The 14,564-nt window shown below is 48.7% G+C and carries 17 protein-coding genes; 11 read left to right on the forward strand and 6 right to left on the reverse strand.

Annotated features, from left to right (window positions below; all coding sequences use genetic code 11):
* Positions 1 to 184 precede the first annotated feature (184 nt).
* Both AAC019_RS16740 and umuD read right to left on the reverse strand, forming a co-directional pair.
* Positions 185 to 1,435 (reverse strand): Y-family DNA polymerase, encoded by a 1,251-nt coding sequence (locus AAC019_RS16740; RefSeq protein ID WP_339900440.1) that lies wholly within the window; start codon positions 1,433 to 1,435, stop codon positions 185 to 187.
* A complete protein-coding gene (gene umuD / locus AAC019_RS16745; protein ID WP_339900463.1) occupies positions 1,419 to 1,847 on the reverse strand; it encodes a translesion error-prone DNA polymerase V autoproteolytic subunit in 429 nt (142 codons plus the stop codon). The genes AAC019_RS16740 and umuD overlap by 17 nt, the downstream gene beginning before the upstream one ends.
* 360 nt (positions 1,848 to 2,207) lie before the next feature.
* Here umuD and AAC019_RS16750 point away from each other — a divergent pair, with 360 nt between their 5' ends.
* From AAC019_RS16750 to AAC019_RS16780, 7 genes are all read left to right on the forward strand, one after another.
* Entirely contained in the window at positions 2,208 to 2,627 is a 420-nt protein-coding gene (locus AAC019_RS16750; RefSeq protein ID WP_339900441.1) for a MerR family DNA-binding protein, read from the forward strand.
* A gap of 2 nt (positions 2,628 to 2,629) precedes the next feature.
* On the forward strand, positions 2,630 to 2,941 hold the full coding sequence (locus tag AAC019_RS16755; protein ID WP_339900442.1) for a cation transporter: 312 nt from the start codon (positions 2,630 to 2,632) through the stop codon (positions 2,939 to 2,941).
* Positions 2,942 to 3,013: 72 nt separating this feature from the next.
* Positions 3,014 to 5,281, forward strand: coding sequence for a heavy metal translocating P-type ATPase (locus AAC019_RS16760; protein WP_339900464.1), 2,268 nt, complete (start codon positions 3,014 to 3,016; stop codon positions 5,279 to 5,281).
* 13 nt (positions 5,282 to 5,294) lie between these two features.
* A complete protein-coding gene (locus tag AAC019_RS16765; RefSeq protein WP_339900443.1) occupies positions 5,295 to 5,648 on the forward strand; it encodes a cupredoxin domain-containing protein in 354 nt (117 codons plus the stop codon).
* A gap of 90 nt (positions 5,649 to 5,738) precedes the next feature.
* Positions 5,739 to 6,086, forward strand: coding sequence for a hypothetical protein (locus tag AAC019_RS16770; protein ID WP_339900444.1), 348 nt, complete (start codon positions 5,739 to 5,741; stop codon positions 6,084 to 6,086).
* Positions 6,087 to 6,357: 271 nt separating this feature from the next.
* The gene (locus AAC019_RS16775) at positions 6,358 to 6,879 is read left to right on the forward strand and encodes a DUF305 domain-containing protein (RefSeq protein ID WP_339900446.1); all 522 of its coding nucleotides are present in this window, start codon (positions 6,358 to 6,360) and stop codon (positions 6,877 to 6,879) included.
* Between the two features lies 1 nt (position 6,880).
* Positions 6,881 to 7,612: a glutaredoxin gene (locus AAC019_RS16780; RefSeq protein WP_339900447.1), complete on the forward strand. Its 732-nt coding sequence runs from the start codon at positions 6,881 to 6,883 to the stop codon at positions 7,610 to 7,612.
* A 103-nt stretch (positions 7,613 to 7,715) separates the two neighbouring features.
* Here AAC019_RS16780 and AAC019_RS16785 read toward each other — a convergent pair whose 3' ends face one another.
* Genes AAC019_RS16785 through AAC019_RS16800 form a run of 4 tightly spaced genes read right to left on the reverse strand, consistent with a single transcriptional unit; the run spans position 7,716 to position 11,381 of the window.
* Positions 7,716 to 8,291: a cytochrome c gene (locus AAC019_RS16785; protein WP_339900449.1), complete on the reverse strand. Its 576-nt coding sequence runs from the start codon at positions 8,289 to 8,291 to the stop codon at positions 7,716 to 7,718.
* A gap of 52 nt (positions 8,292 to 8,343) precedes the next feature.
* On the reverse strand, positions 8,344 to 8,637 hold the full coding sequence (locus tag AAC019_RS16790) for a hypothetical protein (RefSeq protein WP_339900450.1): 294 nt from the start codon (positions 8,635 to 8,637) through the stop codon (positions 8,344 to 8,346).
* Between the two features lie 60 nt (positions 8,638 to 8,697).
* The gene (locus tag AAC019_RS16795) at positions 8,698 to 9,531 is read right to left on the reverse strand and encodes a copper resistance protein B (RefSeq protein ID WP_339900452.1); all 834 of its coding nucleotides are present in this window, start codon (positions 9,529 to 9,531) and stop codon (positions 8,698 to 8,700) included.
* Positions 9,528 to 11,381: a copper resistance system multicopper oxidase gene (locus AAC019_RS16800; RefSeq protein ID WP_339900454.1), complete on the reverse strand. Its 1,854-nt coding sequence runs from the start codon at positions 11,379 to 11,381 to the stop codon at positions 9,528 to 9,530. The genes AAC019_RS16795 and AAC019_RS16800 overlap by 4 nt, the downstream gene beginning before the upstream one ends.
* Before the next feature lie 180 nt (positions 11,382 to 11,561).
* Between AAC019_RS16800 and AAC019_RS16805 the strand changes: the two genes are divergently transcribed.
* From AAC019_RS16805 to AAC019_RS16820, 4 genes are all read left to right on the forward strand, one after another.
* A complete protein-coding gene (locus tag AAC019_RS16805) occupies positions 11,562 to 12,254 on the forward strand; it encodes a heavy metal response regulator transcription factor (RefSeq protein WP_339900456.1) in 693 nt (230 codons plus the stop codon).
* A complete protein-coding gene (locus tag AAC019_RS16810) occupies positions 12,241 to 13,635 on the forward strand; it encodes a heavy metal sensor histidine kinase (protein ID WP_339900457.1) in 1,395 nt (464 codons plus the stop codon). The genes AAC019_RS16805 and AAC019_RS16810 overlap by 14 nt, the downstream gene beginning before the upstream one ends.
* An 87-nt stretch (positions 13,636 to 13,722) precedes the next feature.
* Positions 13,723 to 14,193 (forward strand): DUF411 domain-containing protein, encoded by a 471-nt coding sequence (locus AAC019_RS16815; protein ID WP_339900459.1) that lies wholly within the window; start codon positions 13,723 to 13,725, stop codon positions 14,191 to 14,193.
* Positions 14,190 to 14,411, forward strand: coding sequence for a hypothetical protein (locus AAC019_RS16820; RefSeq protein ID WP_339900461.1), 222 nt, complete (start codon positions 14,190 to 14,192; stop codon positions 14,409 to 14,411). Before AAC019_RS16815 ends, AAC019_RS16820 begins: the two co-directional genes overlap by 4 nt.
* The last annotated feature ends 153 nt before the right edge of the window (positions 14,412 to 14,564 follow it).

Consider the following 14,564-nt stretch of genomic DNA (forward strand, 5'->3'; position numbering starts at 1 on the left):
CGGTCTGTCTCACTCTCATGCAAAGGTAAGATCAACCATTTAATCCGCTTACCCCTTATAATTTTGGGACTTGAGCGTTAACGTATTTTCGGGTGTATTTTTGATGTTGGTGCCACAAGTAGATTTCAACACATACGGTACGCTCTTATAACCACCCCAACTAGACAAAGTGATCAGCTAACTCTCAATAAACCTTGGGTAGCTCATTCCAGACCGTCGTATACGAAGGCGATCTGTATGACTGCCGCATCGCCCATTTTTTCTTTAAGCCTTCGGCGGCCGAGAAAGCGGTTCCGCTTCCAAACCGCTTATTCACCGCATCCAGTGTCGCCATCATTTTTGTCGATCGAAGTGGCTGTGCTACCTGAAATAAGTCTCCCTGGCCATACGCTGGATCGATGAGGTCGATCAGGCCAACGCCTGACTTAAGATATTGATACCCATCCTTGTAGAGCGATCGAATCGCTTGCTTGGCGGCACGTGTGATCAGACGCGTGTCGTCGGTCGGGTAGGGCAATCTCACAGTCACAGACTTGGAGTAACGTTTCTCCGCAAAGGGCGAGGTTTGCAGGAATACCAGGATCTCACGCACCAGGTGCTTTTGCTTTCGGAGCTTTTCACTGGCACGACTGGCATAAAGTGACGTCGCCTGCAGGATGGGCTCTATCGTACTCGCTCTCTCGCCAAAAGATCGCGTACAGTAGATTTCGCGTTTCGCCGGCGGCGCATCCTCCAGGGGGAGGCAGGATATGCCGTTCAGCTCCTCGATCGTGCGCTCTAGGCAAACGCTGAAGTGCTGCCGTGCCTGCTTGGGGTTCATGCTCGCCAGGTCCCACCCGGTGGATACTCCCTGGGCGTTCAGTCGTGCCGTCAGGCGCCGGCCGACACCCCAGATATCGTCCACCTTGGCACGCCTGAGCAGCCATTCACGTTGTTCCTCCCGCTTCACAATACATACGTAGTCCAGAGCGGGGATTTTCTTCGCAGCCCGGTTAGCCAGCTTGGCGAGCGTTTTGGTTGAAGCCATGCCGACGCCTACTGGAATTCTGACATCGCGCCAGACAGTATCTCGGACTTTCTGACCGAATTGCTTCAGGTCGCCATCAGGGCACCATGGCCGAATGAAGACCTCATCGATGCTGTAGACCTCAAGGTCCTCGGCAAACTCCTGCAGTGTGGCAACCACACGGCCAGACAGGTCGCCATAGAGCGCATAATTGGAACTGAATATCGCTACATTGTGCCGCCTTAGCAGCGGCTCAATTTTGAAGAATGGCTCCAAGTCGGGAATGCCAAGGGCTTTGGCCTCCCGGCTCCTGGCCACCACAAACCCGTCGTTATTTGAGAGCACGACAACGGGCTTCCCCCGGAGGTCGGGCCTGAAAACCTGTTCACAGCTTGCATAGAAGCTATTGCAATCAACCAGGCAAAACATGGTGATACCTCACGGATGCCACAACCACCCCCTCTGAAACCCACTCCATATCGGCGCTACACTCGATCGGAGGGTAGAGGTCATTCCCAGAGAGAAGCCGGCGATATTTGGTATCCAGGACTTTGCAGGTCAGCTCGCCTTCGACGGCCGCGATAATCACGTTACCGTGGGCAGCCTCGATGGAACGATCGACAATTAAGAGGTCCCCATCGTAGATTCCGAGCTGCTGCATAGAGTCACCCTGAGCTCGCACAAAATAAGTCGCCGCTGGTCGCTTGATTAGGTGCTCATTGAGATCAAGGGGTCTTTCCAGGTAATCGTCAGCGGGGGAGGGAAAGCCGGCGCGGACGAGGCAGCCGTGCAACGGGATCTCGATCGAAAGCCTGTCTAGCGCTAGGGGGATAATCTTCATCATTAACCTACACTGTGAATATATACAGTATGGTGGCGGATTTGCTTGGCAAGTCAAGTACATTTACGGCGATGTGGAGATAAAACCGTGCGCGGTCGCTTCTATATCTCTCCCTCGGCCGCTTAGAAGCGGTTGAGGGAGACGTTACTACGCTAGATATGTCGATTCTAATGCCTCGGAGGTGGGCACGGTTATTAAGTTGAGGTGGGCGTTTCCTCTAAAAGCTCTTGACTTGTGTGTTAGACATAGGTTTATGGTGTGGGTTATGTTGCTGGTTTCCTTAAAATTCAGCTCGATTAGAACTAAAGTTGAAGCTAGATCTAGAGCCCAAAGGAAACCTACCAGGCTAGAGGAGCTAGAATGAAGGTTGTCGAAATTGCCAGAAAATTAGAAGTTACAGCTGATACTGTTCGATTCTATACGCGGATCGGAATTCTAAATCCAACCAAAAATTATGCAAATGGTTATCGCGAATACAGCTCAAGCGATGCAAGTAGATTAAGGTTTGTCTTGAGTGCTCGGCAGCTTGGCTTTTCGGTCGAGGATATTCAGAAAATACTGGGTCATGCAGACAATAAAGAGTCGCCATGTCCGACAGTGCGACGCTTGATTGATCAGCGCTTGCACGAGACGGAACAGCGTTTTCAAGAGGTGAAGTTGTTGCGAAAGCGAATGAGGGAGGCCGTGACCCAGTGGAGTAAGGAGCCTGATAAGGTGCCCGATGGTGACATGATCTGTCATTTGATCGAAGGGTTTTCACTACAAGCGGAAGAGGAATAATCATGAGTAACGATATTGTCACTACCCAGTCAGGCGTACGAGGGTGCTGCTGCGCAAAGCCTCCATTAGTCAACGCTAGCGGCGAATCATCGAGTACTGATAAAGGTATGCCAGTTTATAAATTGTCCGTTAAAGGCGCGCATTGTGGTAGCTGTAAGACTAGTATTGAACAGGCGCTGAGTTCGGTGACGGGAGTAACGGCCGCTACAATGGACTTATCAAGTGGTATTGCTTTGGTGTCTGGATCAGTAGCCGCAGACTCTCTTTTAGAGGCGCTCGATGGCGCAAGTTATTCAGCCAGCATTATAGATTAATTAGGGGGCAACCTTATGAGTACAGCCGAGACGGACTTAGATAAAGCGTGTCATCAGCCCGGCGCCGATAGTATGCAGGCGCAACAAGAAAACCGCCAAAGTGATGACGGTATCCATCATGAGCTACTGATCGATGGCGCTAGCTGTGGTAGTTGCGTTGCCAAAATCGAGTCGGCCCTGAAGCGTGTCCCTGGCGTAACTTCGGCCGAAATGAATTTTGCGCAACGCACGGTTAGCGTGTTTGGCGACGAAGATGCCTCCGCGTTAATTAAAGCGATAGAGGCTGCCGGCTACCGTGCGACGGTTAGCGCGGCCGAATCGACTGATGATGTGCTCGCTGAAAAAGAAGCCGCCGATTTGTCGTATTATCGTCGTTTAATGCGCGAGATGACGATTGCGTTATTACTTGGCGTGCCGTTGATGATCTACAGTATTCTCGGCGGAGAGATGGCCGTAACCACCACCACTGAGCGGACAGTGTGGTTGTTGGTAGGCGTGCTAACCCTTGCGGTAATGGTGTTTTCGGGTAAGCATTTTTATATTGGCGCGTGGCAATCGCTTAAGAACCATTCGGCCAATATGGATACATTAATTGCGTTGGGCACGGGCACCGCTTGGTTTTATTCGATGGTGGTTGTGCTGGTACCTTACCTGCTGCCCGAGATGGCTCGGCATGTGTACTTTGAAGCCACGGCTATGATTATTGGCCTAATTAATTTGGGGCTGGCGCTTGAGTTAAAGGCGCGGGGGCGAACCTCCGAGGCGATAAAACGCTTGATTGGCCTGCAGCCTAAAATGGCGCGAGTTATACGCGATGATAAAGAGCTGGATATCGCCATTGATGAGGTTGTTTTAAATGACGTGGTGCGTGTGCGCCCCGGCGAAAAAATCCCCGTTGACGGTGAGGTAGTCGAGGGCCACTCCGCGATTGATGAGTCGATGCTGACGGGGGAGCCCATGCCGGTAGAAAAATCTGAAGGCGATGAGGTGGTAGCTGGCACTATCAATAAATCTGGGTCAGTTGTATTTAAAGCGACCCGTGTGGGTAAAGATACCGCATTAGCGCAGATTATTAACATGGTTAAGCGCGCACAAAACTCAAAGCCGCCAATCGGGCGTTTGGCTGATGTGATTTCGGCGTATTTTGTGCCGGTGGTTATGATTACCGCCGTGGTGAGTGCGCTGGTGTGGTTAAACTTTGGGCCAGAACCTACCGTGGCTTTTGCCATTGTGTCTGCCACAACGGTGTTAATTATTGCATGCCCCTGTGCCTTAGGGCTGGCAACGCCTATGTCGGTAATGGTTGGTATTGGTAAGGCTGCCGAGGCGGGGGTATTGATTCGCAATGGTGAAGCCTTGCAAACCGCATCTAAAATAACGGCAATGGTGTTGGACAAAACCGGAACCATTACGTTAGGTGCGCCCAAAGTGACGGATATATTGGTGGCTGACGGGCAAGATGAAAATACAGTTTTACAGCTGGCGGCGACTTTGGAGGCCGGCTCAGAACACCCATTGGCAATGGCCATAGTAGAAAGCGCCAATGAGCGCGGGCTAGATGCCGGTAAAGCGTCTAACTTTAACGCCATTGCCGGTCACGGCGTACAGGCGGATGTGCAGGGTAAGACGCTGCTGTTTGGTAATGAAAAGCTTATGCAAAAGCATGGCGTTGAGCTAGGCGGATTTGTGGCAAAAGCGCAAGCACTGGCGGCTGAGGCGAAAACGCCCATGTATTTTTCCGTGGATAATAAATTGGCGGCCATTATCGCCGTTGCAGATCCGGTAAAAGATGACTCCATTGCTGCGATTAAACGTCTGCAAAGTAACGGTGTTCGCGTGATAATGCTCACAGGTGATAACCGAGACACGGCTAAAGCGGTAGCCGATAAAGTTGGTGTTAAAGAGTTTTTTGCCGAAGTACAACCAGACGATAAATCGAAAAAAGTACAAACGCTACAAATGGAGGGCGAGGTGGTTGGTATGACCGGCGATGGTATTAACGATGCGCCGGCATTAGCGATTGCCGACGTAGGATTTGCTATTGGCACCGGGACTGACGTCGCGATCGAGAGCGCCGATATCACCTTGATGCGCGGCTCTTTGCATGGTTTGGCCGATGCTATCGCTATTAGTAAAGCAACCTTGAGTAATATCAAGCAAAATCTATTTGGAGCTTTTGTATACAATGCTGCGGGGGTGCCTTTAGCTGCAGGTGTTTTGTATCCATTTTTTGGCGTGTTGCTAAGTCCGGTGATTGCCGGTGCTGCTATGGCATTCTCATCACTCACAGTGGTGACTAATGCTAACCGTTTAAGGTTGTTTAAGGCTAAGGAACACTAATAGGAGTTCTCAAATGTTATTTGTCAATCTCGCAGGCATTGGGTTGATCGTACTAATAGTGTGGTGGTTTTGGGTGTATAGACCAGAGCAAGTGGTGGGCGAAGACGATACAGTGATAACTGTTGAAAACGGAGCTTATACTCCATCGCGCCTTCAGATAGCCTCAGGGCGTCCAATGGTGTTATCGTTTTTTCGGAAAGATCCATCTCCGTGTTCTGAAATTCTGCTAATTCCTGATCTGGGAGTCAGTGAAACTCTGCCATTGAATAAACCTAAATCCATTGCTCTTCCTGCATTGGATCCAGGCGAATATGAATTTCATTGTCAGATGAAAATGTATCAAGGAAGCATTACCGTAAGTGAATAATTGTGAGATATCTGGGCTCGGCTCGTCGGATGTCTCGATTAAAGCGTGGATCCGTTTTTAATCTTAACGCCTTTGTGAGGGAGGCTTGCAATGAATCAGCATAGTAAAGCCATCACGCCAGGGTTTCTGACCAAGTATTCCTTACCTCTGGTCGGGCTTGATGAGGAACAAGTTGAAATTATTGAACGTGATATTAGTGAGTTAACTGGAGTCGATCGGGTTTCGATTCACACTCAAGGATCAACTTTGATAGTTCGATATGATGCCTCTCTCATTAATATTGATGACGTGATACTTACGCTGCATGATTACGGTCTTTTACTGGTCGATAATTGGTGGGGTCGAATAAAGCTCAGCTGGCAGCGTCAAATAGATAGTAACATTGCCGACTCCGCTAAGTATGAGGCGCACTATTGTAATCAGGTCCCAAAGAGGTGATGGTTTAAATTTTTATTGAATGAGCGGGTATTCTTAAACTGTTCTTTGGCTCCTCATAGTCTCCATCTTATGGAATGGTGATGTTTCTTAAACCTATGTTTTGGACATGGGTTACTTTGTATGGAGTCAGCTCCAAATAAAATATTATGTTTCTGCTTTATGTGTCTACTTTTTGTGGGTAACTTGGCATAAAAATGGAATGGATTCTGCTTCTTTTTGTTGGGTGTCGAAAAGCCTCCAATACACGTCTAAAAAATGTAAGGATTACACCATGAGTTACAAAAAATTTGCATCAATGATAATCACCTCTACTATTGTGATGTTCATTATGATGTACCTAAACACGTATGCCGTATCGCATGTCTGGTTTAGTGAGACGCGAACCTATATGGCCCTTTACATGGGGGCAGGAATGGCCGTTATTATGCTTTCCTTTATGTTGGGGATGTATAGAAACAAGGCGCTTAATGTCAGTATATTTACAGTCTCCGTTGTTGTTTTCAGTGTTTGTGTGTATTTGGTGAGGTCGCAAGATACTGTTGCCGATGAGTCTTGGATGAAAGCTATGATCCCTCATCACTCCATTGCGATTCTTACCAGTGAGCGAGCTAATATCGACGACCCAAGAGTTCGAGAGCTAGCCGATGGGATTATTAAGGCCCAGCGTAAAGAAATAAAAGAAATGGAATGGTTGATTTATGATATTGCGAAAAACGGAGCCGCGAGTTCAAAGCAAGAGGCGATGTCACGCTCAGTTCCAACATTTAAAGGACAACTAAATAAAGGAGAGTGATATGAGTAAAACTGCAGTTTTATACCGTATGGAAACCGCTGAGCATATATGCCCGTTTGGTTTGAGGTCTAAGGATTTGCTCAAGCGCGAAGGTTATAAGGTGGATGATCGTAAATTAACCACTAGGCAACAGGCAGACGAATTTAAAAAGCAATATGATGTTGAAACCACCCCCCAGACGTTTATCGCTGAGCAGCGCGTAGGGGGCTATGACAAGCTTCGGGAGTATTTCGATAAAGGTTCTGCTGGTCAAAGTGGGACCACATACGCTCCGGTTGTTACGATTTTTAGTGTGGCGGCATTAATGGCAGTTGCTTTCCAGTGGGCGGTGGCTTTGCCGCTGCTGTCAATTCGTACACTCTTGCTTTTTATTGCGGTATCTATGGTGATGCTGGCAGTTCAAAAGCTACAGGACTTATACAGTTTTACGAACTCATTTATCACTTACGACCTTTTGGCCCAAAGAAATATTCGCTATGGTTACCTTTACCCGTTTCTTGAAGCGTACGCTGGGGTCGGTATGATTGCGTCGATTGGGGCTTTATGGGTTGCTCCGGTGTCCCTCTTTATCGGGGGGGTTGGGGCAGTCTCGGTGTTTAAAGCCGTCTATATCGACAAGCGGGAGCTAAAGTGCGCTTGCGTGGGCGGCGATAGCAATGTTCCTCTCGGGTTTGTGTCTTTAAGCGAGAATCTGTTTATGATTGCCGGCGGTGTAATCATGCTGGCATTATAAGTGTTTAGTCAAAACAGGAGCGTCTTTGCTGACGCCCCAGTTTATTGGGGGCGTATGCCAATAAGAAAAGTAATATGGATAGAGTACTGCTAATGGTCACGTTTTAGTGGCCGTGGTTTTCAGCTGCATCAGCTCTAGCGGTTAGTATCTGGTATTGCGTTTGATTAAGTTTCGGCAGCTTATTGATAAATGCTACCATATTCCAGATACGCTCATCGTCATGTCCCGGTGCCCAAGCTGGCATTCCCGAGGCTTTAATTCCATGCTTTATAATCCAAAACTGACGTTGCAGAGAGTATTGATTGCTGCTTGTACGCTCGTTGTGACTATGCTCTTTTTTAGGTAGCGATAAGTTGGGCGGTACAGGGTAAAGCCCCAGAGTAAAATCACTTTGACTTTTACCAGGTTTGAGGTGGCACCCGCTGCACATGTCATTGTAATCCGCGCCGCCTGCAAGTAAACGCTCGGATGTGTCTAAATTAGTTGGCACTTTTATGTCGCTCGCAGCGCGAGCGATTGACTGCTCCCTAAGAGTTTCTAGGGCCCAATAGGTGAGGGCGTTGTGAGGTGCGTCTGCACCCATTGGGTATAGCCCCGAGTAAAGAAACCCAGCTGTGCCCAAAATGATTACGCCAAAAGTCAGCAATAGGCATTTAGTGCAATTTGTAATTTTGAGCACGTCAGAGTCCTCTTGTTAAAGTTTATGGATGGCCAAAAATGTGTCATCGGGTTTAGTGATTGTGCTCTGATGATTCTTCATGCATGTCTTTTTGTTGATGATTATTTTCTTTTTTATCGTCTTCTTGTGATTCGTTTTTCTCATGCGTTGCTGGCATACATTTTTCCATCATGGCTTTCATTACGGGATCATCATGATCCATTTTACTGTGGTCCATGTTCTTCATGGCTGCGCAATCAGGCTTTTCTGCATCTTTCATATGTTCTTTAGGGTCGTGAGCTTGTGCCGATAAACTGCTTACGATCGCGATAACTGCAATTGCCTGTGGTATTAATCTAATTTTCATAATGTAGCCTCATTAGTGTGATGTTAGTGCTAATAGTATAGGTGGTTTGTGTAAGCTTCTTTAAAACCAGAATCTCAAGCCTGCAACAAGCTGAGTATCGCTGACAGCCTTACCAGATGCTCGACGATAATCGGCAGTGTTTCCGTAACTATCGATCCACTCAACCCCAACGTAAGGCGCAAACTGGCGATTGAACTCATAACGTAGGCGCAAGCCAATCGCTAGATCAGATAACCCTTTTCCTAAACCGTTGTCTGGGTCGTCTTTACCGTACAGATTTACTTCGGCACGTGGTTGTAATATTAATCGCTGACTTAACATTAGCTCGTACTCCGCCTCAAAAGTCAGCGCGGTGCGTCCGTTATCCCCGATATAAGCGGCTGTATCCAGCTCAAACCAGTAGGGCGCCAGCCCCTGAATCCCCAAAGCTAGCCATTGGCGATCTTCGCCCTCGTCGTATTGGTCGAGTCGAATACCTAGTTGTGTGTCAAAGTACGCATTGAATGCGTGCCCCCAGAGTAAGTCAGTTGTACTTTCTTCTATGGTGCCGTCAGCAATATCTCCTTCTGCTTTAACAACAAATCGATTGTAAGTGGTCCCGTACCAAGCTTGTAGGTCGTAAACCGTGCTGTTTGCACTTTCGTTGTATTCAAGTCGATCACCTAAAACCGACCAGAACGCGTGTTCATCGGCGAGCTTGAGCTGACGTGGTGCTTGCTGTGCATAAGGGCCTTCAGTAAGGGTGTAGCCGCCGGAGTAGGCGTGAGGGTCACGCGCGTCACTCGGGGCGCTACCACCTTGCATTTGCATTTCCCCGTGATCCATTTGCGCCGTGGCTGCATTTGCACATAGCGCGGTAGCGGTGACGATTAAGCTTAAAATCGATTTATTCATGAAACCACCACTTCGCGGAACATTCCCGCGTCCATATGAAAGAGTAGATGGCAGTGCCATGCCCAGCGCCCTAAGTCGTGTGGCGTTGTAAGAAAACTGATACGTTGCGCCGGTTGTACGGGTATCGTATGGCGGCGTACCCGTAAATCGCCTTGATTGGTTTCTAGCTCGCTCCACATGCCGTGTAAGTGCATAGGGTGGGTCATCATGGTGTCGTTCTGTAAAATAATTCTGATGCGTTCGCCGTGAGGTAGCGATACCGGTGTACTCTGGCCGAATTCGAGGCCATCAAACGACCAACTGTAGCGCTCCATATTACCGGTCAGGTGTAGTTCAAGCTCCTTCACGGGTATGCGATGATCATCCAATATACCATCGACAGATTTAAGATCGGCCAGGGTTAATACGCGGCGGCCGTTATTGCGTAAACCAATGCCCGGGTCGTCAAGGTTGGTGCGCGGCATATCGACTCGCATATCCACCGACGCGTCATATTCGCTGCGCGCGTGATTTACCGTTTGCGATGGCGTGGCAAGTGGGTTCTGGGGAGAGTGATTCATGTTATGTGCGCTGTGATCCATCGCCATAGCACCGTGCATCGGAGCGTTATCGCCGCTGATTTGTCCCATGGTGTGCTCGCTTGCGGTGGTTTTATTCATGCTGCCGTGGTCCATACCTTTATGGTCCATCCCCTGCGAAGCCATTGCGCCCATCATGTCGGCCATCGTTAACCACTCGACGGCATCGAGTTCGGGCACCGGGGCGGATAACCCTTGTTGTGTTGCCAGGGTACCCCGAGCGAAACCACTGCGATCGATGCTCTGAGCAAAAATAGTGTAGGCATCCTCGCTTGGTTGCACCAGCACATCGTAGGTTTCACCCGGGCCAAAGCGAAATTCATCGACGGTCACTGGTTCCACATCCTGTCCATCGGATTGAATAACCGTAAGTTTTAAGCCGGGAATCCGAACATCATAAAAGCTGTTGCTCGCCGCATTGACAAAGCGTAGTCGGATGCGATCGCCAGGCTGAAAAAGCCCAGTCCAGTTACCGGCGGGTGTCGTACCATTCATCAAAAATGTCATGGTGGCAGCCGATAGATCTGCCAGATCAGTGGGGCTCATGCGCATTTGATTCCACATCTCCCGTTTCTCTAGAGCCTCTTTAAATCCCATATTTGCAACGTCGCGGGTAAAGTCGAAAAAGGTGGGCTGGCTAAAGTTGTAAACGTCGCTTTGCACCTTCAGTTTGCGGAATGCGCTCATTGGGGCTTCATCAGTCCAGTCGGACAATTGAATGATGTGGTCTTGATCGGAGGCGTGCCTCTCGCCATCTTTTGGTTCGATAATTAGCGCGCCGTACATGCCCGTCATTTCCTGAAAGCCGCTGTGTGAGTGGTACCAGTAAGTACCGCTTTGCTGTAGCTTAAACCGGTAGACAAAAGTTTGCCCCGGCGCAATCCCCTTAAAGCTAATGCCCGGTACGCCGTCCATCTGAAACGGCAATATAATTCCGTGCCAGTGAATAGAGGTAGACACAGGGAGCCTATTGGTGACCCGAATGGTAACCTCATCTCCCTCTTTAAAGCGTAATGTTGGGGCCGGTATGGAGCCGTTAATCGTGGTCGCTGTCCGTGTTATGCCGGTAAAATTGACCGGTGATTCAGCGATAACCAAGTCGATATCGGTGCCGCTGAGCACGGGAGCCTCTCCCAGCGCCGTCATGCTCGCTTCGGCGGCTTGTAGCCATGCGGGTGATGCTGCCAGCACGCCGCCGGCTGCCAAACCTTGTACAAAGCGACGTCGACCAAGCTGTGCGGGTTGTGTATCACGCGAAAACCATTTCGTCACGGTTAGCACTCCAGAGTGAAAAGGGTTTAAAGTTGATTACATGTATAGAGCTTAAGCTTAGTCGATAGCGCCTTGCACCGAAATGACCTAAAGATTACAAAGCTGTAATCTTTAGGTCATCTTGTCGTGGGTATGGCACGATTAAGCTCGGTCGTGTTTAAAACGTGGAGCGACGCACTTATGCGTATATTGGTGGTTGAAGACGAAATCAAAACGGGTGATTATTTACGCCAAGGGCTGACCGAGGCGGGTTTCATGGTAGTGCTGGCCCGTAACGGTCTGGATGGTCACCACATTGCGATGACGGAATCCTTTGAACTGATCATTTTGGATGTCATGCTGCCAGATATCGACGGTTGGCGAATCTTGCAGGCATTGCGAGAGGCAGGCAAGCCTACCTCGGTGTTGTTTCTCACCGCGCGGGACAGTGTGGCAGACCGAGTGAAAGGCTTGGAGCTTGGTGCGGATGATTACCTGGTTAAGCCTTTTGCTTTTGTCGAGTTACTGGCTCGCGTACGCACATTACTGCGTCGTGGCACCGCATCAACCGTATCAGATCACATTAAAATAGCCGATCTCACGCTCGACCTTCCACGTCGTCGTGCTATGCGAGGCGGGCGTAAAATCAGCCTTAGTCATAAAGAGTTTTGTCTGCTTGAATTTATGGCGCGTCGGCAGAGTGAGGTTTTGCCACGCTCGCTAATCGCGTCTCAGGTCTGGGATATGAATTTTGACTCAGACACCAATGTGATTGATGTGGCTATTCGTCGGTTGCGAGCAAAAATTGACGATGACTTTCCGACCAAGTTAATTCATACGGTGCGTGGTATGGGTTATAAGCTAGAAGTGGAGGACGACAGTGAGGCGGGATAAGCCCAGCGGCCGTCGACCGCTTTCGCTCACCGCTCGGGTTATGATTTTTGTGGCAGCGGCTATCGGCCTAAGCCTATTGATTATAAGTCAGCTGGTGCAGGATGCTGTCAAACACCACTTTGCCGAGCAAGATGCGGCTGAGTTGGTGGTAATAACCAATGCGGTAAGGCAGTCAGTACTTGCCAATGATGGTGCCACGCCGCTATCAGAAGTTTTGCCTCACGCGGTATCGGGGCATCACGGTGTATATTTTCAAGTATGGGACAGTCAAGGGAGTCTCTTGTATGGACCGACGGAACTAGAATCAGCGCAAACGGTTCCCACTTTGACGCCTGTATCCAGCATAAAGGCGGACAACTTATACACATGGACGGTTGATAACACGACCTATCGCGGCGCGGTGACGAGTATACGTTTTAAGGACAACACTTACCTCGTTGTAACCGCCATCGACATGAATTTTCATATACAGTTTCTTCGAAATTTCCAGCGTAGCTTGTGGCTTATTATGGCCTTTGCGGGAGGAATAACACTGCTGGCTGCATGGTGCGGCGTTCATCAAGGGCACGCTCCGTTGCGTGGTTTAAGTGACACCATGAGCGATGTGCAAGCTGATCGATTGCATGTGCGTATAGAGCCAGCCGCGGTGCCCATTGAACTGCAAAAGTTGGTGGTTTCGTTTAACGGCATGATTGAGCGACTGGAAGGTAGTTTTACCCGGTTATCCCATTTTTCTGCGGATATTGCTCATGAGCTTCGAACCCCCTTATCCAACCTTATTACGCAAACCCAAGTGGCTCTTGGTCAACCCCGATCTCGAGATGAATACCGTGAGCTTCTTTACTCAAACTTAGAGGAGCAAGAGCGTCTGGCCAAAATGGTGAATGATATGCTGTGGTTGGCCCACAGTGAGCACGGGCTATTAAAGTTAGTGTGGGAGGAGGTGAATCTGAGGCAAGAAGTATTGGATCTGTATGATTTTTTTGGAGCGTTATCAGAAGATAAAAGTGTAAATCTAGTGTTGGAAGGTGCGGCACCAAATATACTGGGTGATCGATCTATGCTAAGGCGTGCTCTGTCAAATTTATTATCTAATGCAATACGACATACTTCAGCAGGCGAGAAAGTTCTCGTGGAACTGAGTGCCCCAAAAAATGGTGGTGCGTTACTTACTATAAAAAATCCGGGGCCAGAGATACCGGTTGAGCATTTGCCGAAAATATTTGATAGGTTTTATCGTGTAGATCCCTCTAGGGCACGTCATAGTGACGGGGTGGGGTTAGGTTTGTCCATAGTTAAGTCGATTGTAGAAGCGCACAACGGAAACATTAAGGTCTCATCAACAAATAAAGTAACTTCGTTTAGTTTGTTGTTTAAATGATTCGTCGTGTTTTTAACTCGATAAGCAATGATTGAAGTTGATAAAGGTTAATTAATTGTTTAACAAATCCCAAAAAGGAGATTGTCCATGACTATATTTCGAAATTCAAAAAAACGATATACGTCGGTCCTAATGAGTATATTTCTAGTAATTACTTTCTTGGCCAATTCGCAGTCAGTGATGGCTCGTGACTCCCAAGAGGCTACGCTATACAAAAAACCGAGTTGTGGCTGCTGTGAAGAATACGCGACATATTTGCGTCAGTTTGATTATAACATCGAGGTCGTTGAGACTTCTCAGGTGGATAAGTTTAAAGCTGAATACGGTGTGCTACCTACACTGCAAAGTTGTCACACCATGACGATCGAGGGGTACGTTGTTGAAGGCCATGTTCCAATAGATGTCCTAAACAAGCTTCTGCGCGAACGGCCAGAGATTCGCGGTATATCGCTTCCTGGAATGCCCCAGGGTTCTCCAGGGATGCCAGGTCTGAAACAGAATCCCTTCGTTATTTATGAGGTTTCTGATGGCGAACCATCCATTTATGTTACAAATTGATCCAGAGGAAGGACTCTTTTGTATTAGGGGCTGACCTGTCGCTCGCGGTTAACGATGAAACCGTGGCTCAGGGGAGCATGGACGCAACGGTTCCGGCACGCTTCGGTGTGGACACATTCGGTATCGGCGAAGATACAGGCCAGCCAGTGAGTGTGGCTTACAAGCCACCGTTCGCATTTACAGGGGAGATTGAAAAAGTGACGGTGGACATTAAATAACTGATTCAAAAAACACTAATCGCGTAATGGAAGCGGGAACGAGCACTCTAGTAAGCTTGTTGCCGGTTTCCATGCGGAGTGTAAACCGGCGTGTTGTGGGTAGTGTTCATAATTCTGTGTCGTTTCTTTATCATTAGCAAAAAAAGAGATGAC

Origin of the sequence: uncultured Gilvimarinus sp., assembly GCF_963975215.1 — a bacterium.
Lineage (GTDB): Bacteria > Pseudomonadota > Gammaproteobacteria > Pseudomonadales > Cellvibrionaceae > Gilvimarinus.